The following is a 25,588-nucleotide window of genomic DNA, read 5'->3' on the forward strand; positions in this document are numbered from 1 at the left end:
CTGGTCCTCCTGTTGGTCATGCTGGGGAGATTGCCGCTCACGTTCCTTGCGCAACCACCGATCCAACAGGCTGCGATTGATTCCCAGAGACCGGGCAGCTTCGGCCACCCCATACCCCTGGCGCTCAACCAACGCCACTGCCTCAGCCTTGAATTCCGCCGTGTATCGACGTCGTGCCTTCTTGCTCATGAACACCTCCAATGCATAGCCTACGAGGGCTTAACGGGGTGTCCGCTACAATTGGACCACTTCATGGTCCCTTCACCCTGGCCGCCGAGTATGTGGTGGCGGAAAAGCGTTTTGATGCCGAACAGCTTGAGTTCAATGGCAAGGGCGCCCGTCCCAGCGTCTGGGGCGTGGAACTGGCCTGGGAGCTGGATGGTCTGCAGCGCCCGGTGACCCTGGCCGCCGCCGCCCAGGGCAGCAGCGAGGCATTCATTGAGGATGGACTGGAACTGCCGCGCTACCGCTATCTGGCCGGTGTATCCGTCGCCCTGATGGATCAGCTGTCCCTTTCCTTCGAGTACAGCCATGACCGCGATTACCGTGAGCGCGATGGTGGTACCGGCGACTCCGCCAATGCCTTCTTGGTGCAACTGGCGGCAGAGTTCTAAGTCCGCAGGCCTCGACCTGCACCCTTTCAATCCATTTCAATTTGTGAGCTTTTGGAGCAAATCATGAAAAAGACCTTCCTCACCGTTGCCCTGGCCGCCGGCCTGGGTCTGGCTTCCGGCAGTGTCATGGCCGATCGCGTCGAGCACTTCAAGGGGACGCCTTCGGAAACCCTGGAGCAGGCGGTCAAGAACTTCAGCGAGTACAACGCCAAGCTGGAGGCCGTGCTGGCCGGCGAGCTGACCTTCGAAAAGGTGGCCGAGGTCCATGAGCTGACCTATACCCTGGAAGTGGCGCTGGAAAAGATCAATGATGAGCTGGAAGAACTGGCAGAGACCCTGGAAGAGCTGCACGTGGCTTCCGAGGAGAATGACTTTGCTCTGGTGAAGGCCAAGGGTGAAGAGTATCTGTCCGTCTCCCGCAAGGTCATCAAGTAAGCCTTAAGCTGCGTAGTGCCGCTGTCATTCCCTCGCAAGGGGGAGCCCGGGTTTTCTGCCTGCGTCATTCCCTGGCAGGCGGGAATCCGGGCAGGCAGTGGCAACCCCTGGGCTCCCGCTTTCGCGGGAGCGACGTTAAGGTTGAAAGTGCCGGTAAGGTTGGGAGTGCCGGTAAGGTTGGGAGTGCCGGTGGGATACTCGACAATCCCGCAGCTTTCAACGCGTCCGGAAGGACATATGACAGGCCACGCAGGTGGCCGTGAGTTCGTGCAGGGCCTTCAAGGCCTCCTGCAGCTCCCCCTGTTCGGCCACCTTGGCGAATTCGGTGGCGGACTCATGCATGGCAAACCCCATCTGCCGCATGGCGTCGGGCATGAATCGTCCCGGGCCTCCCAGGCCTCGCGTGGCGGCGGCATGCTTGCCCATGGTACTGATGCCCATGGTGTTCTCCGCCATTTCCCCCGCCTGTGCCAGTTCTCCCCGAGCCAGCAGATCAAGGATGCGTTGATAGGCAATCAGGTGTTCCTGCATTTCCTCCCTGAGCAGTTCCCTTTGCAGCGTGGGCATTTCCACCAGGTGTCTGTGGTCCGGGGGTGGTTCCGGTGCCTGTGCCAGGGTTAGCGCGGGGATGGACAGCAGGATGAAGGCAATAAAAAGGCGAGACATGACGTTTACCGAAGAATGATCCTTCCCCACACTACCCCTTGCCATGTCGCGGTGCAAGAAAGGCGGCGCGGGCGGCCGCCCCGCAATCAATCCCTGGGGCGGCCCCTCATGGATTCGTCAGCAACGGCAGAGGGGGTCTTCCACCTGTTTGCGCTTGTCGGCGCCGGCCAGCAGTTCGATCAGGGCGAGGGCGAACTCCATGGCGGTACCCGGGCCACGGGAAGTGGCCACGTTGCCATCCACTTCCACCGGCTGTCCGGTGAGTCGGGTATCGGCAAGCCCCATGCCTTCCAGGACGGTGGGGTAGGCCGTGGCCCGACGATCCGCCAGCAACCCGGCCTTGGCCAGCACCTTGGGTGCGGCGCAGATGGCCCCGACGTAGCGCCCTTCATCATGGAGCTTGCGCAGCAGTGTGTGGATGCGGGGATCATCATTGAGATGGTCCGAGCCGGGCAGACCGCCGGGCAGCACCATCAGGTCATACGACTCGTGCCGAGCCTGTTCCAGTTCCGTGTCCGGCACCAGTACGATACCGTGTGCGCCGGTGACGGGGCCGGGTTCCAGGCCGGCGGTGACCACCTCGAAGTCGGCCCGGCGCAGCAGGTCGATCAGGGTAACGGCTTCAAGTTCCTCGCAGCCGTTGGCGAGGGGGATAAGGATGCGTGCCATTGGCGAACTTCCTCCTTCTGCTTGAGATATTCACTGACCGGTAACAGGCGTATCCCTCGGGACGCCAGGGTGGGAAGCATTTCTTCCAGCATCTGCAGGGTGGCCGGGTAGGGATGGCCGATGGCCAGGGCATGCCCCTGGGTCCGGGCCAGCCGGATCAAGTGCTGCATCTGCATGTGGGCGAATTCCAGGTCATGGGGACGGGAATCCAGAAAGACATCCCGCTGCGTGGCGTTCAGGCGCGCCCACTCGGCCACATGACGCCCCAGGGTTTCCACATGGGTGCGGCTGTCCACATAGTAGAGATCGGGGTCACGGCCCCGTAGTTCAGACATCACCCAGGCCAGGTGATGATATTCCCTGGAGAGGCGGCTGCCCATGTGGTTGTTCACGCCTCGTACATGGGGCACCGAGTCCAGGGCCCGGCGAACGCGCAGGCGAGTTTCTTCTTCATCCAGATGGCTCAGGATGGCACCCGGCCCCGGATCACTGCCGTTGTCCGCTTCCATGGGCAGGTGCAGCATCACTTCCTTGCCCCGCTGATGGGCCATTTCCGCCGAGGCCGCGGAGAAACGGAGATGGGGCAGTACGGCACAGGTGACGGCGCCCGGGAGATTGGTGGTGCGTCGGGCCTCCCGTGGGTCATTGCCCAGATCATCAATGATGATGGCAATGAAGGGCAGACGTTCACCGGCCCACAGGGGGCCGGTGAACAGACACAGGCACAGTGCCAGGGCGCCCAGGCCCGGGATGCGCACGGGGCCCGGCCCTACCGTCGGGCCTGGAGGATATCCAGGCCCTTGAGCAGGTTCAGGGCTTCGTAGAGCTGGAAATCCCGCTGGGCCAGCGGTTCCTTGTCGTCATCATCCTGGGCGCTGGTTTCGGTGGCACCCTCGCGGCCCTGCAGGTGACGGTTGAGCTGGGCCTCGGTGATGGGGCGAACGTCCGGGGTTTCCGCCCGGGCTACGGTGACCGGTTCCAGCTTGATGTCAGGCTCGATGCCTTCTGCCTGGATGGAGCGGCCCGACGGCGTGTAGTAACGGGCGGTGGTCAGCTTGAGTGCCTTGCCCTGGTTCAGGGGCAGGATGGTCTGCACCGAGCCCTTGCCGAAGGTGGGGGTGCCCATGATGATGCCGCGCTGGTGGTCCTGCAGGGCTCCTGCGACGATTTCCGAGGCGGAGGCGGAGCCCTGGTTCACCAGCACCACCAGCGGCGCGCCTTTGAGCACGTCGCCGGGCGAGGCGGTATAGCGGAATTGGGCATCGCTCACTCTGCCCTCGGTGTAGACGATCAGGCCTTCCGTGAGGAAGGCGTCGGACACGCCCACGGCCCCGTTGAGCACGCCGCCGGGGTTGTTGCGAAGATCCAGCACCAGTCCTTTGAGTCCGCCGCTTTCCCGCTGCAGCTTGCGGATTTCCTCCACCAGATTCTGAGCGGTCTTGGACTGGAAGGTGGTGATGCGCAGGTAGCCGAAACCCGGCTCCAGTATCTCGCTGCGCACGCTTCGCACACGGATCGTGTCACGGGTCAGGGTGACTTCGAAGGGGCGATCCACGCCTTCACGGACCACCGTGAGGGTGATCTTGCTGCCCCGGGGACCGCGCATCTTGTTGACCGCTTCATTCAGGGTCATGCCCTTCACCGGGTTGTCATCCAGGCGAATGATCAGGTCACCGGACTGGATGCCAGCACGACTGGCGGGTGTATCGTCGATGGGGGAGATGACCTTGACGAAGCCGTCCTCCATGCCCACTTCCAGGCCCAGGCCGCCGAACTCGCCGCTGGTGCCGATCTGGAGTTCCGAGAATTCGCTGGGGGTGAGATAGGACGAATGTGGGTCCAGCCCCGAGAGCATGCCGCGAATGGCGTTCTCCAGCAGCTTGGAATCCTCGACTTCTTCCACGTAGTTGCGTTTGATGCGCATGTAGACGTCGGTGAAGGCGCGCAGGTCCTCCAGCGGCAGGGCATCGGCCTCGTGTTGCTGGCGATCCGCCATGACGCCGAAGGAGACGCTCAGTGCAACGCCCAGAATCAGGCCCATCAACAGGCCGGCGCCGACGCGGGTTTGGGTACTCATAGCCTTGAACTCCAAATCATGCTCCCTGTATTGGGGGGCGATTGAGGGCTTGATCGATGCGGATCATCTGACCGGATGGCCCCTATGTTGCGCTTGTTAGCGAGAGCCTACCACTGGGAGCTTAGAGTCGCACCATTGGGAGGGGTTCACCGGACTGCCTTTGTGACGAATCTCGAAATACAGGCCCGCCCGTTCACTGCCGCCGCTGTCGCCCACCCGGGCAATCAGGTCGCCGGCCTGCACCCAGTCTCCCGGTGACTTGTAAAGCGCCTGGTTATGCCCGTAGAGGGTCATGTAGCCACCGCCGTGGTCGATGATCAGCAGCATGCCGAACCCCCGCATCCAGTCTGCGAAGGCGACCCGGCCGTGGTGAATGGCCTTGACGGGTTCTCCCTCCCGGGCACCGATGACCAGACCTTGCCAGCGGCGGCCGGTGCCGCTGTCCCGGGTGCCGCCGAAACGGTGAATGATCTCCCCCTGGACGGGGAACGGCAGTTTGCCACGCCGGTCGGCAAAGGCCTGGTTCGGCAGGGCGTCGTCGGGAATGTCGCTCAGGACCCGGTCCAGGGTCTTGAGCAGTTCTTCGAGGCTCTCCTGGTCCGTCTGCAGGCGGGAGAGTGACGTGCCCGCCTGGGCGATTTCCCGGCGCAGTTTCTCCAGGACCTGGGCCCGTTCCCGGCGTTGCCGTTCCAGCTGGTCCTGGTGCGCCAGCAGGGTGCGACGCTGTTCGGTCTGTTGCAGGCGGGTCAGGTCGAGCTGGTGACGGGTCTCGGCCAGCGCCGCCAGGGCCTGGGTGGCGGCCTCGATCCGGGCATGCCGGGCACGGTTGTAGTGTTCGTAATACACCAGCATGCGCCCGACCCGGGCGGGGTCTTCCTGGTTGAGAAGCAGCTTAAGATGGTCCTGCCTGCCGGCCTGGTAGGCGCTGCGGAGTTGGGTGGCCAGGGCGGTGCGATGGGCCTCCAGTCTGGCCATCTCGTCCCGTTGCCGGCGTTCCAGCTCCCGCAGACGGACCTCCGTGGTCTTGAGGGCCTCTTCGCTGGTGGCCAGATCCCGGGCGGTCTGCGCCATGGCGCGTTCCATTTCCCGCAACTGTGCCTCCAGCCGGCCCTGCTCCCCTCGGGCCGCTTCCAGACGCCCCCGGACCTGCTGGATCTGTCGTTGCACCTGCTCCAGGCGCCGCACGGCCTCTTCCCGCTCCGTGCCGGCCGGAAGATGGGAGGGAAGACCCAGCAAGGGGATGAGCAGGGCCATAACGAGGTGGCGTGGCCGGGGTATCATGGGCGGCAGATACGTAAAATCGTTGAAATATTTTTGATAAAGATCATAATCTAATCATCCAATACTAATATATCGCCATCAGGTCCATGGCCAAGGTGGCAACCTGACCGGCCTCAAGCCTCCATGAACACAGTATCCGACATGATTCCCGATCTTTTGAGCAAGGAGGAAGATATCGAGCGTGCCTCCCGCTCCCTCAAGGCCATGGCCCATCCCCTGCGCCTCAAGATCCTCTGTGTCCTGGGTGACAGGGAGGTGAGCGTGCAGGAGATCGTCGATCATGTGGGAACCTCCCAGAGCAATATATCCCAGCACCTGGCCATTCTGCGCGACAAGGGCATTCTGGCCTCCCGCAAGGATGCCAACCGTGTCTATTACCGGGTCAGTGATGCCAGAACCCTGCGTCTGATCGGTATGATGCAGGATGTGTTCTGTCGTTCCCTTTAGGTCTTTCGGTTCATGCGCGGGATCGGCCGACTTGCCCGCGGGGGCGCATGGCTTCAGAATGCGCCCTTTCCAATGATTCACGAGTCTTGAGCGATCCATGGACCAATACCTGGAGTTTATTGCCAATCATCCCCTCCTGTTCGGTCTGCTGGCGGCTGTCATTGGTGCCATCGGCTACACCGAATACACCCGTCTTACGAGAAAGTACAAGGTGCTCGGGCCGGCTGAAGTGGTCCGGATCATGAATCAGGATCAGACCGTCGTGGTGGATGTCCGCGAGGAGGCCGAGGCCCGTCAGACCGGCAAGATTGCCGGTGCCCGCCACATTCCCCTGACCAAGTTCAAGGACCGTGTCACCGAGATCGGCAAATTCAAGGACAAGACCGTCATCGTTTACTGCCAGACCGGCGCCCGTTCCGGTCAGGCCTGCAACACCCTGGTCAAGGACGGTTTCCAGAACGTGGTCAATCTCCAGGGTGGCGTCCTGGCCTGGGAGTCAGCCAGTCTGCCCCTGAGCAAGAAATAAAAGGGCTCCCGCGGTGGATTCATCGTCTTCCCCCGGCCATGACGTGGTGATGTACGGCACGGGTTCCTGCGCCTTCTGCATGCTGGCCCGGCGACTGCTCAAGGGCAAGGGTGTGTCCTTCGATGAGATACGGGTGGATCAGGATCCGGCACAGCGCGAGCTGATGGAGCGACGATCAGGGCGGGAAACGGTGCCTCAGGTGTTTGCCGGAGACCGGCATCTGGGTGGGTATACCGATCTGGTGGAGCTTGATCGACGGGGCGAACTGGATGTCCTGTTGGGTCTGGTGAGTGATTGAGGCGGGCCCTGCCGGCCCGGTTTCTTCTCCCGTCAGGTGACTTTCCCACTTTTGGGGCTGCACGGATCCCGTTGATGCCCGGTTTGGAGCGATGCCTGCCCGGACTGCAATGGCTGTGTTGAAAGACAGGGTTTCAGGTGTCCAGGTACCGGCGGTTTCCGCCTGATTTGCAGCCCCGGGGCGCTCCCCCTATTATTGCCCGTCGGATCATCTTGTTACCCAACCAGTCACTGGAGTCACCATGACGGAAAATATGGCACCCAAACCCAACGCCGATGGCGCTGCCCAGGGACAGCCGCAGCAGGAGTTCGGGCTGCAGAAGATTTATGTGAAGGACATTTCCTTCGAATCGCCCAACTCCCCCGCCGTCTTTACCCGCGAGTGGAAGCCGGAGACTCAGGTGCAGCTGAATTCCCAGGCCCGCCCCCTGGATGAGAATGGTCTCTTCGAGGTGGAGCTGACGGTGACTGTGACCACCAAGTCCCAGGACAAGGCAGCCTATCTGGTGGAGGTGAAGCAGGCCGGCGCCTTTGTGCTGCGGGGGATCCCCCAGGATCAAATGGGTCCGCTGCTGGCGGCTTACTGCCCCAATCTGCTGTTCCCCTTTGCCCGCGAGGCGATCTCCGATCTGGTCACCCGCGGTGGTTTCCCGCAAATGCTGCTGGCCCCGGTCAATTTTGATGCCCTGTATGCGCAGAAACTGAGAAACGAGCAGCAGGCGGCCCAGGGCGGTGATGCCAATGCCGCGCCGACGCCCCTGAACTGAGTTTCAGCATTCATGCGCGACGTGCGTCATGTGGCGGTCCTTGGCGCCGGCTCCTGGGGGACAGCGCTGGCCATCCATCTTGCCCGCAAGGGGCTGAAGGTCGGCCTGTGGGGCCGTGACGGCGGCCGGATGTCGGAGATGAGGGTCGCCGGTCGCAATGCCCGCTATCTGCCGGATGCCCCGTTCCCCGCGACCCTGACACCCGGCGATGATCTGGATGCCATGGTGTCCGAGGCTGACCGGGTGTTGCTGGCCGTGCCCAGCAGTGGCTTTCACGACATCCTGCGCCGAATCGCCCCGCATCTGCCGGGGCGAGGGCTGGTGTGGGCCACCAAGGGCCTGGATCTGGAAACCACCCGCTGGCTGCATGAGCTGGTGCTGGAAGAACTTCCCGGGGATGTGCACTGGGGGGTGGCTTCCGGTCCTTCCTTCGCTTCCGAGCTGGGGCGTGGCCTGCCTACTGCATTGACTCTGGCCGCGCCGGATCCGGTATTTGCCGAAGATGCCCGTGCCTGGCTGGCCGGGGGCACGCTGCGGGTGTACACCAGCGACGACGTGGTGGGTGTACAGCTGGGGGGTGCCTTCAAGAATGTGCTGGCCATTGCCGCGGGTGTTTCCGACGGTCTGGGTTTCGGTGCCAATGCCCGTGCCGCGCTGATCACCCGGGGACTGGCCGAACTGATGCGCCTGGGGGCCGCCACCGGCGCCCGCAACGAGACGCTGATGGGGTTGTCTGGCCTGGGGGATCTGGTGCTGACCTGTACCGACAACCAGTCCCGTAACCGTCGCCTCGGCCTGGCCCTTGGGCAGGGGCAGGGGATGGAGGAAGCGGTGGCCGCCATTGGTCAGGCGGTGGAGGGGGTGCGCACGGCCCGTGTGGCGGTGGCCAAGGCGGCGGCCCTGCAAGTGGACATGCCCATCTGCCGGCAGGTGTACCGGGTTCTCTATGAAGGTCTGGCGCCGATGGCGGCGGTGGAAGAGTTGCTGAGCCGGGATCCCAAGCCGGAGTTCTAGAGCCGTCTTCCGGCGACCCCTTTGATTCGGGATTGCGCATGTCGTGTCAGAAGACGTTCAGGAAAACACCGCCGCTCCCGTGGTGAAACAGCGTCATCTTCGCGGGGAATAGCATCGTCACTCCCGCGAAGGCGGGAGTCCAGGATTTTCAGTCTGCCGCCGGATTCCCGCTTTCGCGGGAATGACGGGAGTGGATCGCGGAAATGACGGGGCGGGATGGGGCGCGGGAATGACTCGTCCTGCACATCCTCAGGTGGCGGCACCGGGGTAGCCTAGTTGCCGCCAGGCCTCCATTACCACCACGGCCACCGAGTTGGACAGGTTGAGGCTGCGGCTTCCCGTTACCATGGGGATACGCAGGCGCTCCTCCCCGGGAAGGCTTCCCAGTACCGCATCCGGCAAGCCCCGGGTTTCAGGGCCGAACAGGAACGCATCCCCCGGCTGGAACATAACCTCGCTGTAAATCCGGCTGCCCCGGGTGGACAGGGCGAACACCCGCCGCGGATGTACGGCTTCCGAGAAGGCACTCAGGCTGTCATACTCCGTCACCGAAGTCAGATCCCGATAATCCAGCCCTGCGCGCCGCAGGCGCGCGTCATCCAGCGTGAACCCCAGCGGGTGAATCAGGTGCAACCGGCAGCCGGTATTGGCCGCCAGACGCATGACGTTACCCGTGTTGGGTGGTATCTCCGGTTGATACAGGACGATGTGAAACATGCCAGTCGACACTTCCCCTAAACAGGCCCTTGCGATCGATTTCTGCGGGCTTTCCATGGCTTCCCCCCTGGTGCTGCTCTCGGGCTGCGTGGGGTTCGGCGAGGAGTATACCCGTGTGGCGGGCTTCTCCAATCGCCATGTGGGCGCCATCTGCCTCAAGGGCACCACGGGTCAGGCCCGTCCGGGCAATGCCCCTCACCGGGTCTACGAGACCCCCGGCGGCATGCTCAATGCCATCGGTCTGCAGAACCCCGGGGTGGACTTCGTGGTGGACGAGATCCTGCCCGGCCTGGACTATGACGAGACCCGCTTCATCGCCAACGTCTCAGGTTCCACCATTGAGGAATACATTGAGGTCACCCGCCGTTTTGACGATTCTCCGGTGGATGCCATCGAGATCAACATCTCCTGCCCCAACGTGAAGGAAGGCGGCGTGGCCTTCGGCAATGATCCGGACATGTCCGCCCGGGTGGTGGAGGCCTGCCGCAAGGCCACCGGCAAGCCGCTGATCACCAAGCTGTCACCCAATCAGACGGATATCGCGGCCAATGCCCGTCGCTGCATTGAGGCCGGTACCGATGCCTTTTCCGCCATCAATACCCTGATGGGCATGGCCATTGATGCCGAGCGCCGTCGCACCGTGATCGGCAACAATCAGGGCGGCCTGTCCGGTCCGGCCATCAAGCCGGTGGCCCTGCTGCGGGTCCATCAGGTCTATCAGGTGGCCAGGCCCCACGGGGTGCCCATCATCGGTCAGGGCGGGGTGGCCAGCGCCACCGACGCCATCGAGTTCCTGCTGGCGGGCGCCACCGCGGTCGGGGTGGGAACGGGGCTGTTCTATGATCCGCTGCTGTGCCAGAAGATCAATGCCGGTATCCAGGATTACCTGCGGCGCCATGGTTTTGGCCATGTGTCCGAGTTGACCGGCTCCCTGCAGCTCAATTGAATCCACGCCGGGTCCGGGTTGCGTCACCTGCTGATTCAAGTCAATCCGGCATGAAGGGGTGGGGGCCGGTTCTTCAGGCCCCCAGGTCCTCGCCTTCATCCATGTTCAGTTCGTTGATCTTGCGGGTGAGCGTATTGCGTCCCCAGCCCAGCAGTCTTGCCGCATCCTGGCGGCGCCCGCCGGTCTTTTTCAGGGCGGCCGTGATCATGATGCGTTCGAAGGCCGGGGTGGCGCGATCCAGTAGTGAGGCATTGCCCCGCGCCAGCTCCTGCTCGGCCCAGTGGGCCAGTTCTTCCTCCCAGCCGCCGCCATGGGTGTTGCCGGAGCGCTCGTGCAGCTCCGGTGGCAGGTCGTTGGTATGGATTTCACGGCCCGAGGCCATGACCGTGAGCCAGCGGCACAGGTTCTCCAGTTGTCGTACGTTGCCGGGCCAGTCCAGGGCCGAAAGATAATCCAGTACCTCCGGCAGCGGCACCTTGCGTTCCACGTTCAGCTCGGCCGCCGCCGTGCCCAGGAAGTGATTCAGCAGCAAGGGGATGTCCTGGCGCCGTTCCCGCAGGGCCGGGACGTGAATGCGGATCACGTTCAGCCTATGGAACAGGTCTTCCCGGAACAGGCCCTCCTGGACCCGGCTTTCCAGGTTCTGGTGGGTGGCGGCGATGATGCGCACATCCACCTTCACCGGCATGTGTCCGCCGACCCGGTAGAATTCGCCGTCCGCCAATACCCGCAGCAAGCGGGTCTGCAGCTCCGCCGGCATATCGCCGATCTCGTCCAGGAACAGGGTGCCGCCGTCCGCCTGCTCGAAGCGTCCGCGCCGGGCGCTCTGGGCACCGGTGAAGGCACCCTTCTCGTGACCAAACAGCTCTGATTCCAGCAGATCCTTGGGGATGGCGGCGGTGTTCAGGGCGATGAAGGGCATGTGGGCGCGGGGGCTGTGGCGGTGCAGGGCATGGGCCACCAGTTCCTTGCCGGTGCCTGACTCACCGTTGATGAGGACGGTGATGTTGGAGCGGGACAGCCGTCCGATGGCGCGGAATACCTCCTGCATGGCCGGCGCCTCGCCGATGATCTCCGGGGTCTTGCTGTTGCCCGACGGCTCTTCCCGGCCGCGTTCCCTGCGGGCCTGGCAGGCCCGCTTCACCAGCGAGACGGCATCGTCCACGTCGAAGGGCTTGGGCAGATATTCGAAAGCGCCGCCCTGATACGCAGAGACTGCGCTTTCTAGGTCCGAGTGGGCGGTCATGATGATGACGGGCAGCTCGGGGTATTCGCGCTGCAGCCGGCTGAGCAGTTCCAGGCCATCCATGCCCGGCATGCGAATGTCGGTCACCAGGGCATCGGGAACATCACGTTCAAAGTTCTCCAGCGCTTCCGAGGCGGAGGCAAAGGAGGTGACTTCGATGCCCGCTTTGTTCATCGCCCGTTCCAGCACCCATCGGATGGAGCGGTCGTCGTCAATGACCCATATGTGTTCGCGTCTAGTCATCCATAAGCTCCACGGGGATCAGCAGTGAGAATACTGTCTGCCCAGGACGGGAAGTGCATTCGATCAGGCCGCCCATCTGGTTGAGCAGTGACTGGGCGATGGAGAGCCCGAGTCCCGTGCCGCCGGCGCGACCCGAGACCATGGGGAAAAAGATGCGCTCGCGGATGTCCTCGCTGATGCCCGGCCCGTCGTCGATCACCTGGATCAGGGCCACCAGCTTGTGGCGGATCTGGCCGATGGTGTACTGGCGCCGCACCCGGGTTCTCAGTTTGATTTTCCCGGTGTCACCCATGGCCTGCACCGCGTTGCGCACGATATTGAGTACCGACTGGATCAGCATGTCCTGGTCGGCGTTGACGTCGGGAATGCTGGGGTCATAGTCGGTTCGGATCTGAATGCCTTCCGGGGCCTCCACGCTCACCAGGCTGCGCACATGCTCCAGTACCCGGTGAATGTTCAGGCGCCTGCACTGGGGCAGGCTGTTTGGACCCAGCATGCGGTTGACCAGGTTTTGCAGGCGGTCCGCCTCGCCAATGATGATGCGGGTGTATTCCCTTAGCTCCGGGTCCGGCAGTTCCCGTTCCAGCAGTTGGGCCGCGCCGCGAAGTCCGCCCAGGGGATTCTTGATCTCATGGGCCAGGCCGCGAACCAGTGCCCGTGTGGCGGATTGCTGGTTGAGGAGTTGTTCTTCCCGGGTGATGCGCAGCTGCCGGTCGACCTGGATCAGTTCCACCAGGAGTTGGCGGGGGTGCCCCGGCTCGGAGATGGGGGAAGCGGTCAGATCCACGGTGACTTCACGGGCGTAGTGCAGCCCCAGAAGTCGTTCCCGTTCCGTGAAGGGGTGGCCGGTTTCAAGGGACTGTCGCAGGCTGCTGATGAAGGTCTCGTCCTCACGAAACAGCCCCTGGATGGATAGCCCCTGAATCCGGTTCAGGCTCATCTCCATCAGCATTTCCGCCGCCGGGTTCATGTAGACCAGACACAATCGGGCGTCCGCCACCAGGACGGCAGTGGTCAGGGTTTCCAGTAGCTGTCGATGCAGGTTGTGATCTTGAGGCATACAAAATCCCCCATGCAAAAAGCGGACCAGTTTTGGCGGGCACAAGGGGGCCGGCGAGGTTGCCCGGGAAGTTGGCGGCAGGCTTCAGCTATTCATGCCTGGGTCGGAGTATCCCCGTCGGGCGTATGGGCATATTGGGATCATAGCACGCACCATGATGGTGCGATGGTGTGGTCGAATGGCTTTTCCGGGCCAGGGCATGTTGCCATGGACTGACCGGATGACATTGTCAGGGTGCGCGGGGGCGGGATTGCTGCTGCACAGTGGTGCGCAGAAGATGGAATGTGGTTGTTTCGGAGCGGATCAGGACGTTCCCGTCACGATCCAGGATCTCCGCCTGCAGTGTGTGTGTCCCCGGGGTCACGTTCTGCAGCGTGGTTCTTGGGGTCTGGGTGATGGTGGTGGCGTTGCCGTCCAGGCGGATGCGGATGCGGTGGCCCTTGTCGGTCTGAAGTTCCGGGGTCAGGTGAAGCGCAACCGATACCTGTTCAATATTGGTGCGTACGACCCCGGCATTTTCGGGGCTGCTGATGGAGAGTTGCTGGTAGGTTTCCGCTGCTTCCCGCTCGGCGGTTTCATCGGGTGCGGTGGGCGTGCGCCGGATTTCGGGTAGTCCGGGGGTGGTTGTGGGCTGCTCAACATGGATGGGGCGTGCCTCCACGCCTTCCGGCGGCGTGTCACCGAAGGTGGTGCGGCCCTGTTCATCGATCCAGTGGTAGATCTGGGCATGGGCGGGCTGGGCCGGTAACAGCAACAGCAACAGCAATGGCAGCAGGGGCATGATGTCGTCCTGTGTTTCCGCTCTGGTCTTGTAGTCTGTAATACAGAAAAGCAAAACCCCCGGCAAGCCGGGGGTTTTGCGTTCTGGACCGCGGCCCGTCTTGTACTTACAGACTGTAGTACAGATCGAACTCCACCGGGTGGGTGGTCATGCGCAGGCGGGTCACTTCTTCCATCTTCAGATCAATGTAGGCATCGATCATGTCGTCGGTGAATACGCCGCCGGCGGTCAGGAAGGCGCGGTCCTTGTTGAGGGCTTCCAGAGCCTGGTCCAGGGCATGGCAGACCTGCGGGATCTGCTTTTCCTCTTCGGGAGGCAGGTCGTACAGGTTCTTGTCCATGGCCTCGCCGGGATGGATCTTGTTCTGGATGCCGTCCAGGCCGGCCATCAGCATGGCGGAGAAGGCCAGGTAGGGGTTGGCGGTGGAGTCCGGGAAGCGCACCTCGATGCGGCGGGCCTTGGGGCTGGACACCCACGGAATCCGGATGGAAGCGGAACGGTTGCGGGCGGAGTAGGCCAGCATCACCGGGGCTTCGAAGCCGGGCACCAGACGCTTGTAGCTGTTGGTGGAGGCGTTGGTGAAGGCGTTCAGGGCGCGGGCGTGCTTGATGATGCCGCCGATGTAGTACAGGGCGGTTTCGGACAGGCCGCCGTACTTGTCGCCGGCAAACAGGTTCTGCCCGTCCTTGGCCAGGGACTGGTGCACGTGCATGCCGCTGCCGTTATCGCCCACCAGGGGCTTGGGCATGAAGGTGGCGGTCTTGCCGTAGTTGTGGGCCACATTCTGGATCACGTACTTGAGGATCAGTACCTCGTCGGCCTTGCGGGTCAGGGTGCCGGCGCCGACACCGATCTCGCACTGGCCGGCGGTGGCCACTTCGTGGTGGTGCACTTCGGTCTTGAGGCCCATTTCCTCCAGCACCAGGCACATGGCGGAGCGCAGGTCCTGCAGGCTGTCCACCGGGGGAACCGGGAAGTAGCCGCCCTTCACGGAGGGGCGGTGACCGATGTTGCCGTCCTCGAACACCTTTTCGGAGTTCCAGGAGGCCTCGTCGGAGTCGATCTTGAAGAAGGCGCCCTGAATGGAGTTGCCCCACTTGATGTCGTCAAAGACGAAGAATTCGTTTTCCGGACCCCACAGGCAGGTGTCGGCGATGCCGGTGCTGGCCAGATAGGCCTCGGCGCGCTTGGCCAAGGAGCGGGGGCAGCGGTCATAACCCTGCATGGTGGCCGGTTCCACCACGTCGCAGCGCAGGTTCAGGGTGGGCTCGTCAAAGAAGGGATCCATGACGGCGGTATCCACATCGGGCATGAGGATCATGTCGGATTCGTTGATGCCCTTCCAGCCGGCGATGGAGGAGCCGTCGAACATCTTGCCGCCTTCCAGCACGTCCTCATCGACGGTGTGGGCGGGCACGGTCACGTGCTGTTCCTTGCCGCGGCTGTCCACAAAACGGAAATCGACGAATTTGGCGCCGTTTTCCTTGATCATATTCAGAACGTCTGCTGCTGACATGCGTACTCCTCCAGGGCTTGAATGAGAGAGGCCTGTTGAAACGGATTCCCGCGCGGTGCGGGCGTTCAATTCGGTCGAACCATGGGAAGCATGAAGCGTGCCATGGTGTTGAGCTGGGTTGCGGAGGCCTTTTGGTGCGAATTTTGGGGCTTGCTCAATGATCGCATGCGCAATCTTAGTGCGTTTTTAAGTATTTTGCGCTGTTTTGGGGCGTTTGGTCTGTGTCTTTTCGTGGATAATGCCCGTCAGCGGTGCCTGTCAGTGCCGGAACAGCACCTCTACCTGACCCACGTCCTCTGCACGCAGGCTCGCCGTCACCAGTTGACGGGCAACGGCCTGGGCCTCCGCCAGGTTGTTGAAAAGCCCGAGGGGCAACTGCAGCTCCAGGTGCACCTGCCCCTGAAGATAATGGATGATCACCGGGTCCACATGCCGGGATGCCGGTACGTCATGCCATTGCGCCCGCAGGCGTTCGAGCATCTCGGTGCGATTGGGCAGATGGCTGCTCGGGGCTTCTTGCTGATCGTCTTCCGGATCGATATGGACCAGGATGTCCCCCAGTTCGTCCTGGACCCCGTGCATGGCCACGCAGACGGCATCCGCGATGTGATGGCCCTCGGAGACGCTGATGCGGGGCGCGACCTGGACATGGATATCCGCCAGCAGGGTGCCCGCCATGCGCCGGGTGCGCAGGCCGTGAACCCCCTGGATGCCGTCCAGTTGGCGCACTGCCTCCAGCATGCGTTCCTGCTCCTCCGCCTCCACCCCGGTATCGATGAGTTCCCGGGCGCTGTTCCAGATCAGCTTGCCCCCCATGTGGCCGATGAGCAGGGCCACCAGGATGGCCGCCACGGCATCCATGAAGGGCAGGCCGGCCAGGGTGGCGCCCACGCCCACCAGCACCACCACCGACGAGACCACGTCGGAGCGGTGGTGCCAGGCGTTGGCCTCCAGCATGCGCGAGCGAACCCTTTTGGCCACGCGCATGGTGTAGTGGTAAAGGGCCTCCTTGCTGATGATGGCGATCGCCGCCAGGATCAGGGCCAGGGGGGTGGGGCTCAGGAGTTCTTCCGGGTTCAGCAGGCGTCGGGCGGCATCGGTCATGATGCCCACGGCCACGCCGGACAGGATCAGTCCTACCGCCACGGTGGCCAGGGTCTCGATGCGGCCGTGGCCATAAGGATGATTGGTGTCGGCGGCTTCGTTGGCCTTGCGGGCGGCGAACAGGACCATGATATCGCTGATCAGGTCGGAGAGGGTATGGACGCCGTCGGCGATCAGGGCCTGGGAGTGACTGATCCAGCCGCCGGTGATCTGTGCCGTCGCCAGGCTCAGGTTGGTCATGGCGCCGATGAGGGTGACACGGCGCATGGCCTGATAACGCTGTTCGCTGGGGAGCCCGGCTGACATGGGGAGTCTCGTGCAGGGGTGGGCCCGGGTGGGCACGGCTTCGGGAAGCGAGATTGTAAACCCTGGTGACACGGGCGCCCAGTCCCGTCTCCCATTGACGCTCTGTCGGCGAGCAGGGGGCCGCGGGGCCGATCCGGTCACGCACGGGACTGGGCGCCCGCCACCGGCCACCGTTATACTGTCAGGCTTTGCACGACCCACGATCGGGGTCGCGCCATCCACGAATCACTCGGGTCGATCCTCATGTCTTCTCACGACGTCTCTACCTTCCAGGGCCTCATCCTGGCCCTGCAGGACTACTGGGCGGGCCACGGTTGCGTGCTGCTCCAGCCCTACGACATGGAAATGGGAGCGGGTACCTTCCATGCCGCCACCTTCCTGCGGGCCATCGGCCCGGAACCCTGGCGCACCGCCTACGTGCAGCCCTCCCGCCGTCCCACCGACGGCCGCTACGGGGAAAACCCCAACCGGCTGCAGCACTATTACCAGTTCCAGGTGCTGCTCAAGCCTTCGCCGCCGGACATCCAGCAGCTCTACCTGGGTTCCCTGCAGGCCCTGGGCATCGACCCCCTGGTCCATGACATCCGCTTTGTGGAAGACAACTGGGAATCCCCCACCCTGGGCGCCTGGGGCCTGGGCTGGGAGGTCTGGCTCAACGGCATGGAAGTGACCCAGTTCACCTATTTCCAGCAGGTGGGCGGCCTGGACTGCCGGCCGGTGAGCGGCGAGATCACCTACGGTCTGGAGCGCATCGCCATGTACCTGCAGGGGGTGGAGAGCGTCTACGACCTGGTCTGGACCCGGGGGCCCCAGGGTGTGGTCACCTACGGCGACGTCTACCACCAGAACGAGGTGGAGCAGTCCACCTACAATTTCGAACATGCCGATGTGGCTTCCCTGTTCGGCTGGTTCGAGACCTGCGAGCAACAGAGCAAGCACCTCATCGCCCAGGGGCTGCCCTTGCCGGCCTACGAGCAGATGCTCAAGGCCTCCCATACCTTCAACCTGCTGGATGCCCGGCGCGCCATCTCCGTCACCGAGCGGCAGCGCTACATCCTGCGGGTGCGTGAACTGGCCCGCGCCGTCGCCGAGGCCTACTACGCCGCCCGTGAACAGCTGGGCTTCCCCATGCTCCCCGACGCGGCCAAGGCCGAACGCACCTGACCTGGGACTGGATCAATATCATGAGCGAGACACAGGATCTTCTGATCGAGATCGGCACTGAAGAGCTGCCGCCCAAGGCCCTCAAGGGGCTGCGGGATGCCTTTGCGGACGGCGTCGTCAAGGGGCTTGCGGATGCCGGCCTTGACCCCGTTGACCATGTGGCCTATGCCGCGCCCCGCCGCCTGGCGGTGTGGGTCAGGGGCCTGCCGCCGCGTCAGGCGGATCAGGCCATGGAGCGTCGGGGGCCGGCCCTGGCCGCCGCCTTCGATGCCCAGGGCAACCCCACCCGTGCCGCCCAGGGGTTTGCCGCCTCCTGCGGCGTGGCGGTGACCGACCTGGAGCGCCTGGAAACGGACAAGGGCGCCTGGCTGGTGCATCGTCACCTGGAGCCGGGGCGTGACACCGCCGCCCTGGTGCCTGCTATCGTCGAGGCCGCCCTGGCGGCCCTGCCCATTCCCAAGCGCATGCGCTGGGGCGATGGTGACGCGGAATTCGTGCGTCCGGTGCACTGGGTGGTGATGTTGCTGGGTTCCGAGGTCATCCAGGCCTCCATCCTGGGCATCCCGGCGGGTCGCGAGACCCGGGGGCATCGCTTCCATCACCCCGCGGCCCTGACCCTGTCCGCGCCGTCCGAATATGCCCCGCTGCTGGAGACCCAGGGCTGGGTGAAGGTGGACTTCGAGGCCCGACGCGCCGCCATTCGCGGCCAGGTGGAGGCCGCCGCCGCCGAGCTGGGCGGTCGGGCGGTGATCGAGGCGGATCTGCTGGATGAGGTGACCGCCCTGGTGGAATGGCCGGTGGCGGTGGTGGGCCATTTCGAGGCCCGTTTCCTGGAGGTGCCCCAGGAGGCACTGATCTCCACCATGCAGGACAACCAGAAATACTTCCCGGTGGTGGACGGGGAAGGGCGCCTGATGCCCCACTTCATCACCATCAGCAACGTGGACTCCCGGGCGCCGGAGCGGGTGCGGGAGGGCAACGAACGGGTGATCCGGCCCCGCTTCTCCGACGCGGAATTCTTCTGGAACCAGGATCGCCGCCGTCCCCTGGAGAGCCATCTGGAGGCCCTGAAGACGGTGGTGTTCCAGCACAAGCTGGGCAGCCTGCACGACAAGACCCTGCGGGTGGTGCGCCTGGCGGGGTTGCTGGCCCGGGACATGGAGGCCGATCCCGATCAGGCCCGCCGGGCCGCCCTGCTGAGCAAGTGCGACCTGCAGACCCAGATGGTGTTCGAGTTCACCGAACTGCAGGGCACCATGGGGCGCTACTACGCCGCCCATGACGGCGAGCCGGAGGCGGTGGCCGAGGCCCTGGAGCAGCAGTATCTGCCCCGCCACGCGGGGGATGTCCTGCCGGCCGGTCCGGTGGGTCGGGTGCTGGCCCTGGCGGACCGTCTGGATACCCTGGTGGGGATCTTCGCCATCGGCCAGAAGCCCACCGGCGCCAAGGACCCCTTCGGTCTGCGCCGGGCCGCCCTGGGGGTGCTGCGCATCCTGGTGGAACTGGAGCTGCCCCTGGATCTGGAAACCCTGCTGCAACAGACCGCGGAAGGCTACGAGGGCCGGGTGCCCGCCGTCCCGGCCGTGCCCCAGGTGCTGGAGTACGTGATGGAGCGTCTGCGGGCCTATTACCTGGATCGGGGTATCCGCCCCGAGGTGTTCGAGGCGGTGCTGGCGGTGCGGCCCACCCGTCCCCTGGATTTCGACCGCCGGGTGCGGGCGGTGGAGCATTTCCTGGGACTGCCGGAAGCCGAGGCCCTGGCGGCGGCGCACAAGCGCATTCACAACATCCTGCGCAAGGTGGAGGGCGGCCTGCCCGACCGGGTGGAGACCGGCCTGCTGGCGGAGCCGGCGGAGCAGGATCTGCATCGCCACCTGGAGGGGTTACGGGAGGCGGTGGCCGCCCATCTGGATGCGGGCGAGTACACCGAGGGCCTGACCCGGCTGGCGGCCCTGCGCGGTCCCGTGGACGCCTTCTTCGATCAGGTGATGGTGATGGCCGAGAACCCGGCCCTGCGGGATAACCGGGTGGCGTTGCTCAATCGCCTGGCGGGGCTGTTCCTGCGGGTGGCGGACCTGTCCCGGCTGCCGTGAAGCTCGTCATCCTGGATCGGGACGGGGTCATCAACCGGGATTCCCCCGACTACATCAAGTCGCCGGCGGAATGGGTACCGTTGCCCGGAAGCCTGGAGGCCATCGCCCGTCTGACCCGGGCCGGCTGGTGCGTGGTGGTGGCCACCAACCAGTCGGGTCTGGCCCGGGGCCTATTCGATCTGCCCACCCTGCGGGCCATCCACCGGCACATGGAGGTGACCCTGGCGCCCCTGGGGGGGCGCATCGACGGGATCTTCTACTGTCCCCACGGTCCGGATGAGGGTTGCGACTGCCGCAAGCCCCTGCCGGGTCTGTTCGAACGCATCGGCCGGGCATTCAGCGTGCCCCTGACCGGGGTTCCTGCCGTGGGTGATTCCCCGCGCGATCTCCAGGCCGCCGCCGCCGCCGGTTGTACCCCGATCCTGGTTCGGACCGGCAACGGCCTTAAGGCCCTCGCCGAAGGACGGGTACCCGCGGGCACGCCGGTCTTTGCGGACCTGGCCGAGGTGGTGGAACATCTGCTGACTGAAACGGATCAAATTCATGACTGAACCTGCCTCTTCAAAACCGGAGTTGTATCTGCGGGCGGGCCTGTTCTGGGTCGGCATGGCCCTGTCCACGGTCCTGTTCGCCCTTTTCAGCCCCCTGCTGCTGCCGCTGAAATGGCATGGCCGTTTCCGGCTGCTGTCCCAATGGACTCGCTTCAATCTGTGGTGGCTGACGCTGACCTGCGGGCTACGCTATACCGTGACCGGGACCGAGTATCTGGGAGGCGAGGCCCGGGTGCTGATGTGCAAGCACCAGTCGGCCTGGGAGACCCTCGCCCTGCAGCAGTTCATCCCGCCCCAGGTGTGGGTGCTCAAGCAGGAGCTGTTGCGCATCCCCTTTTTCGGCTGGGCTCTGGGCATGCTGGAACCCATTGCCCTGGACCGGGCCGCCGGTCGCAAGGCCATGGATCAGCTGGTGGCCCAGGGACTGGACCGGCTCGACCGGGGGTTGTGGGTGGTCCTGTTCCCGGAGGGAACGCGGACGCCGCCCGGCCACCAGGGCCGTTACAAGGTGGGCGGGGCGGTGCTGGCGGCCCGCAGCGGTCGGCCGGTGATCCCGGTGGCCCACAATGCGGGCCTGTTCTGGCCCCGCAACAGTTTCCTCAAGTATCCGGGGACCATCCAGGTGGAGGTCGGGCCGCCCATCCCCACCGAGGGCAGAAAGCCCGAGGCCATCATGAAGGATGTCCAGGCCTGGATCGAGTCCCGTACGGCGGTGCTGTGCGGATTGCCCGGGCCGGATGCAGGGCAACCCCATGGGTGAGGCGCCTCCGCGCTGGGATCCGGGCACACGATCCGGGCGGCGCCGGGCCTACCTGTGGGCCCTGTGGCTGGACGACGGCTGGGTGAGGGAGTACGGTCTGTCCAATTTTCACCGGATTTCCGGTCAGGCCTGGCGCTCGGGACAGCCGTCACCCCGGCATCTGTATCAGCGCATCCCCCGTCATGGCATCCGCACCGTGATCAATCTGAGGGGGGACGAGCCGGACAACCCCATGCTGGCCCTGGAGGCGGACGCCTGTGAACGGCTGGGTGTGGCGCTGCATCATCTGAAGCTCCACTCCCGGGACCTGCCCACCCCGGAGGTGATTCACGAGGCCCATGAACTGCTCCATCGCATCGCCTATCCCGTCTGGTTTCATTGCAAGTCCGGGGCGGACCGGGCCGGGCTGATGAGTACCCTGTATCTGCACTGGATGGAGGGGGTCCCCCTGACGCAGACAGGGCAGTTGCGTCTGTGGCCTTATTTTCATTACCGCTGGGCCAAGACCGGCCTGCTGGATCATTTCTTCGAGGCCTATCTTCAGGACACGGCGGAGTCATCCATGCCCCTGCTGGAGTGGGTGGATACCTGCTACGATCGCAAGGCGCTGAAAAAGGCCTTTCGGCACCAACCGGTCGTGAACGCCCTGGTTGACCGGGTATTGCGCAGGGAGTAGTCAGCGCCCGAGCACCATGGATTCCAGTGGCCTGGGTGCCCCGATGAAATGCCCCTGTACATGGTTGACCCCGATTTCCCGGAGTATCTTCAGGATGGCCTCCGACTCAACGTATTCGGCGATGGTCTGTTTGCCCATGAGGTGCGCGATGTCGTTGATGGAGCTTACGAGGGCCCGGTCGGTGGTATCTTGCGCCACGTCACGCACGAAGGTGCCGTCAATCTTCAGATAGGTGACCGGAAGGGTGCGGAGGTAGCCGAAGGAAGACATCCCGCTGCCAAAATCATCCAGTGAGAATCGGCAGCCCATCTGGCTGAGGTGAAAAAACAACTGGCTGGCATTGTCGAGGTTGGCGATGGCGACGGTTTCCGTGACTTCGAAACAGAGTTTCCCGGGTGGAACGTTGACGCGTTCAAGGGTTTCAAGCAGGAAGTCGAGAAAAGGAGCATCACCCACCGAGTGTCCCGAGAGGTTGATGGAGCAGGCATCAAGCAGTTCCAGTAACGGCCGGTGGTCTGCCAGCCAGGCAAGGCTTTGCCGGATCACATATCGGTCAATGGCTGTGGCCAGGTTGTATCGTTCCGCCACGGATAGAAACTCGCCTGGACTGATCAGCTGATCTTGATCCTCCTTCATGCGGACCAGGACTTCAAAATGGGTGCCCTTGTCTTCGGCTTCCGAAAGCGCCTGGATCGGTTGTGCAAAGAGGATCAGCCGGGAGTCCCTGATGGCCGATTGAATTCGGCTTACCCATTGCATCTCTCCCTGCAGCCGCAGTAATCCGGTATCGTTTTGCTTGAAAACGCTGACCCGATTGCGTCCCTTGTCCTTGGCGGCATTGCAGGCGGTGTCCGCGGCCGCCATCAGGGCGATGCCGCGGTTGCTGAGCGGAGTGACGGGCACGACACCGAAACTGGCGCTCAGGCTGAAGTCCCGTTGTTCCCAGCGAAACTGGAATCCCTGCAGGACTTCGCGCAGGGTTTCCGCCCGGTTCAGGCCCTGTTCGAGGGAAACATTCAGCAGCAGGAGAGAAAATTCATCGCCGCTCAGCCGTGCCAGGGAATCCCCGGGATGCATGCTCTCGCTCAGCAGGTTGCCGATCTGCCGCAGCAGTTCATCTCCCGCCTCATGGCCGCAGGTGTCATTGACGAGCCTGAACTGATCAATATCCATGTAGATCAGGGCGTGTCGATGGTCGTTTTTCCTGGCATCGTGAATGGCCCGCTCCAGCCGGAACATCATTTCGCGGCGGTTCAGCAGCCCTGTGAGGGGATCATGGCTGGCCAGGTAGTGCAGCTGGGTTGCGAGGGAGCGGTATTCGGTGGCATCACTGAAACCGATGGCCGCACCACTGATGCGGGAGGCCTGACGCAGCGGTGAGATGGAAAGCAGGACATGCCGGGGGTGGCGGTCCTTGCGCCACAGCACGGTTTCAAGGTGGTCCCGGGCCTGTCCATCCAGGAGCGTCTGACGGATGGGGGAGTCTTCCCATTGAATGGGCGTGCCGTCCTCGGCGGCCTTCATCAGCAGGGTATGGGCCGATTGCCCCAGCAAGGCGGGACGGGAATAGCCGAGGAGCGTCAGGGCCGCCTGATTGACATAGGTAATTCGCCCCTGATCATCTACCGCGAAGAGGGGGGAGGGGGCATGATCAAGTAACTGATTCAGGCGCTGCGCCAACTGTACAACGTCGGGATGCCTGATATCCGGGGATGGTGGGGGCTGCATCATGTCCTTTGCAACATATTGGAACTGCCCGCCTCAACGCGCTTTCCGGCGACTGGCTCCAGATTCACCTGTCGTCACTATAATGCACAACCGTCATCTTGAAGTCATCACCATCTACTGTGTCTGCCTTCACGGAATCGGACTGTGAATGACCCGCGCCTGGTCCTGATCATCGGGGATATGGTGCAGGCTGCCCAGGCGAAACAGACGGATGGCGTTTTCACGGGTGATGCTCGCGATTTCTTCCGGAGATTCGCGCCGCAAGGCAGCCAGGGTCTCGATCACCTCCGGTAGCCAGGCAGGTTGATTGCGGTCCCCCCGGTGAGCCTGGCCGGGCTGATCGGGGGCATCACTTTCCACCAGCATGGCCTCCGCGGGCAACCAGCTCGCCAACTTTCGCAGACGTTGCGCCCGTGGGTAGGTCACCGGCCCGCCGATGCCGATGAAAAATCCCAGATCGAGCAGTTTTTCCGCTTGCTGTCGGCTGCCGGAAAAGCTGTGCACGACGCCCCTGAGGCCCGGTCGTTGCCGCAATGCCTGGGTGACCTGGTCCATGGCTCGCCGGGCATGGATGATGACCGGGAGGTCATGGGTCAGGGCCAGGTCCAGTTGTGCCCTGAAATAGACCTGCTGTGTCTGCTCGTCCAGCCCTTCGACATAAAAGTCCAGGCCGCATTCCCCCACGGCCACGGCCGGTTCCCGTTGCAGCCACTGGTCCAGCGCATCAATGTCCGCCGGTTGGTGGGAGTGCAGATAGACAGGATGCAGGCCGTAGGCGGGATAGAGGCCGGGCAGGGAGGCCGCCACCTGTTTGATTCGGGGCCATCCGTCCCGGTCGATGGCCGGCAATATCTGGGCACGGACCCCGGCATTCCAGGCATTGCGCCAGCAGGTATCCCGATCCCTGTCAAAGGCCGGGACATCGAAATGGCAATGACTGTCGATGATCAAGGCATCACACTCCCGTTGGATAGGCAAAGTCGCACTCCCCGTGGTGTTGAAAAATCCTGTCGTCGGCGTCACCTTATGTGCATTGGGTTGTTCGGTTGCTGTCAGCGTGCCTTGGGGCGTATCGCCTCCGACCGGATCATCCCGTCACTCATTGTTCCGGCGGAGTAAGGAAGACAACATGGCTGGATGGCTCACTGGCGAAGTGGTGGAACTCAAGCGCTGGACTCAGCGGCTCTATTCCCTGAGAGTAGAGGCACCGGTGGATCCCTTCAAGGCAGGGCAGTTTAACCGGCTCTCCGTGATGGTGGATGGTGAGAGGGTGGCGCGTCCCTATTCCTATGTGAACGCACCGGATGAGCGCCCGCTGGATTTTTATTTCATCACCGTCCCCGAAGGTCCCCTGACCAATCATCTGGTCACCCTGGGGCCTGGCGATACCGTGGATGTCATGGCCAAGGCCAATGGTTTCTACACCCTGGATGAAGTGCCCGATGCCGATGTGCTGTGGATGTTCGCCACCGGCACCGCCCTGGGGCCCCATCTGTCCATCCTCAAGACGGAAGCACCCTGGCAGCGTTTCCAGCACATCGTACTGGTACATGCCGTGCGAACCCGGGAGGAACTGACCTACCAGGACACCATCGATACCTTTCGTGACCATGGTTCCCGGTTCCGGTTCGTGCCCTTCGTCAGTCGCGAGGAGATGCCCGAGGCCTTGCCCGGGAGAATCCCTGCGGCCATAGAGACAGGTCTGCTGGAGCGCCATGTGGGTCTCCCGCTGGGCCCGGATACGGCCCAGGTGATGATCTGCGGCAATCCGGACATGGTCCGCGATACCAGCGAGGTACTCAAGGCACGGGGCATGACCAGAAACCGGCGTCGGGAACCCGGACACATCACCACGGAGAATTACTGGTAGCCGGCCGCGGGTGACCTGGCCGGATGAACGGCTC

At 63.7% G+C, this 25,588-nt stretch carries 28 protein-coding genes; 14 read left to right on the forward strand and 14 right to left on the reverse strand.

The features are described from left to right. Window positions 1-189, reverse strand: a 189-nt coding sequence (locus CKO35_RS05970; protein WP_200173378.1) for a transposase, incomplete at its 3' end; no start/stop codon positions are given. A gap of 38 nt (window positions 190-227) precedes the next feature. Between CKO35_RS05970 and CKO35_RS05975 the strand changes: the two genes are divergently transcribed. Together CKO35_RS05975 and CKO35_RS05980 are read left to right on the forward strand one after the other, a co-directional pair. Further along, on the forward strand, window positions 228-614 hold the full coding sequence (locus tag CKO35_RS05975; protein ID WP_200173618.1) for an LbtU family siderophore porin: 387 nt from the start codon (window positions 228-230) through the stop codon (window positions 612-614). Between the two features lie 63 nt (window positions 615-677). Next, on the forward strand, window positions 678-1,049 hold the full coding sequence (locus tag CKO35_RS05980; protein WP_242467049.1) for a DUF6746 family protein: 372 nt from the start codon (window positions 678-680) through the stop codon (window positions 1,047-1,049). A 216-nt stretch (window positions 1,050-1,265) separates the two neighbouring features. Here CKO35_RS05980 and CKO35_RS05985 read toward each other — a convergent pair whose 3' ends face one another. The 5 genes from CKO35_RS05985 to CKO35_RS06005 all read right to left on the reverse strand — a co-directional run bounded on the left by CKO35_RS05985 (window position 1,266) and on the right by CKO35_RS06005 (window position 5,715). Then, window positions 1,266-1,715: a cytochrome c gene (locus CKO35_RS05985; protein ID WP_200173622.1), complete on the reverse strand. Its 450-nt coding sequence runs from the start codon at window positions 1,713-1,715 to the stop codon at window positions 1,266-1,268. Window positions 1,716-1,832: 117 nt separating this feature from the next. Next, on the reverse strand, window positions 1,833-2,384 hold the full coding sequence (locus CKO35_RS05990; RefSeq protein ID WP_200173624.1) for a DJ-1 family glyoxalase III: 552 nt from the start codon (window positions 2,382-2,384) through the stop codon (window positions 1,833-1,835). Then, window positions 2,324-3,142, reverse strand: coding sequence for a divergent polysaccharide deacetylase family protein (locus tag CKO35_RS05995; RefSeq protein WP_200173626.1), 819 nt, complete (start codon window positions 3,140-3,142; stop codon window positions 2,324-2,326). Before CKO35_RS05995 ends, CKO35_RS05990 begins: the two co-directional genes overlap by 61 nt. Before the next feature lie 11 nt (window positions 3,143-3,153). After that, entirely contained in the window at window positions 3,154-4,461 is a 1,308-nt protein-coding gene (locus CKO35_RS06000; RefSeq protein WP_200173627.1) for a S41 family peptidase, read from the reverse strand. A gap of 96 nt (window positions 4,462-4,557) precedes the next feature. Next, the gene (locus tag CKO35_RS06005) at window positions 4,558-5,715 is read right to left on the reverse strand and encodes a murein hydrolase activator EnvC family protein (protein WP_242467050.1); all 1,158 of its coding nucleotides are present in this window, start codon (window positions 5,713-5,715) and stop codon (window positions 4,558-4,560) included. A 150-nt stretch (window positions 5,716-5,865) separates the two neighbouring features. On the opposite strand from CKO35_RS06005, the gene CKO35_RS06010 reads away from it, so the two are divergent. The 5 genes from CKO35_RS06010 (at window position 5,866) to CKO35_RS06030 (ending at window position 8,793) form a co-directional block, all read left to right on the forward strand. Next, window positions 5,866-6,189, forward strand: a complete 324-nt coding sequence (locus tag CKO35_RS06010) for an ArsR/SmtB family transcription factor (RefSeq protein WP_200173631.1) — start codon at window positions 5,866-5,868, stop codon at window positions 6,187-6,189. Window positions 6,190-6,286: 97 nt separating this feature from the next. Next, a complete protein-coding gene (locus CKO35_RS06015; protein WP_200173633.1) occupies window positions 6,287-6,715 on the forward strand; it encodes a rhodanese-like domain-containing protein in 429 nt (142 codons plus the stop codon). 13 nt (window positions 6,716-6,728) lie between these two features. Further along, window positions 6,729-7,013 carry a glutaredoxin 3 gene (gene grxC, locus CKO35_RS06020; RefSeq protein WP_338031754.1) on the forward strand — a complete coding sequence of 95 codons (285 nt, stop codon included), beginning with the start codon at window positions 6,729-6,731 and terminating at the stop codon, window positions 7,011-7,013. 241 nt (window positions 7,014-7,254) lie between these two features. After that, window positions 7,255-7,779: a protein-export chaperone SecB gene (gene secB / locus CKO35_RS06025; protein WP_200173635.1), complete on the forward strand. Its 525-nt coding sequence runs from the start codon at window positions 7,255-7,257 to the stop codon at window positions 7,777-7,779. A gap of 12 nt (window positions 7,780-7,791) precedes the next feature. Beyond that, window positions 7,792-8,793 carry an NAD(P)H-dependent glycerol-3-phosphate dehydrogenase gene (locus CKO35_RS06030; RefSeq protein WP_200173636.1) on the forward strand — a complete coding sequence of 334 codons (1,002 nt, stop codon included), beginning with the start codon at window positions 7,792-7,794 and terminating at the stop codon, window positions 8,791-8,793. Window positions 8,794-9,042: 249 nt separating this feature from the next. Here the strand turns inward: CKO35_RS06030 and CKO35_RS06035 are convergent, their stop codons facing one another. Further along, window positions 9,043-9,510 (reverse strand): tRNA (cytidine(34)-2'-O)-methyltransferase, encoded by a 468-nt coding sequence (locus CKO35_RS06035; protein ID WP_200173638.1) that lies wholly within the window; start codon window positions 9,508-9,510, stop codon window positions 9,043-9,045. On the opposite strand from CKO35_RS06035, the gene CKO35_RS06040 reads away from it, so the two are divergent. Continuing rightward, complete coding sequence (locus tag CKO35_RS06040) at window positions 9,509-10,456, forward strand: dihydroorotate dehydrogenase (protein WP_200173640.1); 948 nt, start codon at window positions 9,509-9,511, stop codon at window positions 10,454-10,456. The genes CKO35_RS06035 and CKO35_RS06040 overlap by 2 nt on opposite strands. Window positions 10,457-10,529: 73 nt before the next feature. On the opposite strand, the gene ntrC is transcribed toward CKO35_RS06040, so the two are convergent. The 5 genes from ntrC to CKO35_RS06065 form a co-directional block, all read right to left on the reverse strand. Continuing rightward, a complete protein-coding gene (gene ntrC / locus CKO35_RS06045) occupies window positions 10,530-11,945 on the reverse strand; it encodes a nitrogen regulation protein NR(I) (protein ID WP_200173642.1) in 1,416 nt (471 codons plus the stop codon). Beyond that, the gene (gene glnL / locus CKO35_RS06050) at window positions 11,938-13,005 is read right to left on the reverse strand and encodes a nitrogen regulation protein NR(II) (RefSeq protein WP_200173644.1); all 1,068 of its coding nucleotides are present in this window, start codon (window positions 13,003-13,005) and stop codon (window positions 11,938-11,940) included. Before glnL ends, ntrC begins: the two co-directional genes overlap by 8 nt. 229 nt (window positions 13,006-13,234) lie before the next feature. Continuing rightward, window positions 13,235-13,786, reverse strand: coding sequence for a DUF4124 domain-containing protein (locus CKO35_RS06055; protein WP_200173646.1), 552 nt, complete (start codon window positions 13,784-13,786; stop codon window positions 13,235-13,237). A gap of 106 nt (window positions 13,787-13,892) precedes the next feature. Further along, window positions 13,893-15,302: a glutamate--ammonia ligase gene (glnA, locus tag CKO35_RS06060; RefSeq protein WP_200173647.1), complete on the reverse strand. Its 1,410-nt coding sequence runs from the start codon at window positions 15,300-15,302 to the stop codon at window positions 13,893-13,895. Window positions 15,303-15,560: 258 nt separating this feature from the next. Further along, complete coding sequence (locus CKO35_RS06065) at window positions 15,561-16,712, reverse strand: cation diffusion facilitator family transporter (RefSeq protein WP_200173649.1); 1,152 nt, start codon at window positions 16,710-16,712, stop codon at window positions 15,561-15,563. Window positions 16,713-16,955: 243 nt separating this feature from the next. Between CKO35_RS06065 and glyQ the strand changes: the two genes are divergently transcribed. From glyQ to CKO35_RS06090, 5 genes are read left to right on the forward strand one after another with little or no spacing between them, the layout of a single operon-like run. Beyond that, on the forward strand, window positions 16,956-17,876 hold the full coding sequence (gene glyQ / locus CKO35_RS06070; RefSeq protein ID WP_200173651.1) for a glycine--tRNA ligase subunit alpha: 921 nt from the start codon (window positions 16,956-16,958) through the stop codon (window positions 17,874-17,876). Window positions 17,877-17,896: 20 nt separating this feature from the next. Further along, window positions 17,897-19,969: a glycine--tRNA ligase subunit beta gene (gene glyS, locus CKO35_RS06075; RefSeq protein ID WP_200173652.1), complete on the forward strand. Its 2,073-nt coding sequence runs from the start codon at window positions 17,897-17,899 to the stop codon at window positions 19,967-19,969. Next, a complete protein-coding gene (gene gmhB, locus CKO35_RS06080) occupies window positions 19,966-20,520 on the forward strand; it encodes a D-glycero-beta-D-manno-heptose 1,7-bisphosphate 7-phosphatase (RefSeq protein ID WP_200173654.1) in 555 nt (184 codons plus the stop codon). The genes glyS and gmhB overlap by 4 nt, the downstream gene beginning before the upstream one ends. Then, window positions 20,513-21,280, forward strand: a complete 768-nt coding sequence (locus tag CKO35_RS06085; RefSeq protein ID WP_200173656.1) for a lysophospholipid acyltransferase family protein — start codon at window positions 20,513-20,515, stop codon at window positions 21,278-21,280. The genes gmhB and CKO35_RS06085 overlap by 8 nt, the downstream gene beginning before the upstream one ends. Continuing rightward, a complete protein-coding gene (locus CKO35_RS06090; RefSeq protein WP_242467051.1) occupies window positions 21,258-21,956 on the forward strand; it encodes a protein tyrosine phosphatase family protein in 699 nt (232 codons plus the stop codon). The genes CKO35_RS06085 and CKO35_RS06090 overlap by 23 nt, the downstream gene beginning before the upstream one ends. Here the strand turns inward: CKO35_RS06090 and CKO35_RS06095 are convergent, their stop codons facing one another. Both CKO35_RS06095 and CKO35_RS06100 read right to left on the reverse strand, forming a co-directional pair. Beyond that, on the reverse strand, window positions 21,957-23,687 hold the full coding sequence (locus CKO35_RS06095; protein ID WP_200173658.1) for a putative bifunctional diguanylate cyclase/phosphodiesterase: 1,731 nt from the start codon (window positions 23,685-23,687) through the stop codon (window positions 21,957-21,959). 126 nt (window positions 23,688-23,813) lie between these two features. Next, window positions 23,814-24,635, reverse strand: coding sequence for a TatD family hydrolase (locus tag CKO35_RS06100; protein WP_200173659.1), 822 nt, complete (start codon window positions 24,633-24,635; stop codon window positions 23,814-23,816). Window positions 24,636-24,813: 178 nt separating this feature from the next. Between CKO35_RS06100 and CKO35_RS06105 the strand changes: the two genes are divergently transcribed. Next, complete coding sequence (locus tag CKO35_RS06105) at window positions 24,814-25,554, forward strand: ferredoxin--NADP reductase (protein ID WP_200173661.1); 741 nt, start codon at window positions 24,814-24,816, stop codon at window positions 25,552-25,554. The last annotated feature ends 34 nt before the right edge of the window (window positions 25,555-25,588 follow it).

The sequence above is a fragment of the Ectothiorhodospira shaposhnikovii genome (genome assembly GCF_016584105.1).
In the GTDB taxonomy this organism is placed as follows: domain Bacteria; phylum Pseudomonadota; class Gammaproteobacteria; order Ectothiorhodospirales; family Ectothiorhodospiraceae; genus Ectothiorhodospira; species Ectothiorhodospira shaposhnikovii.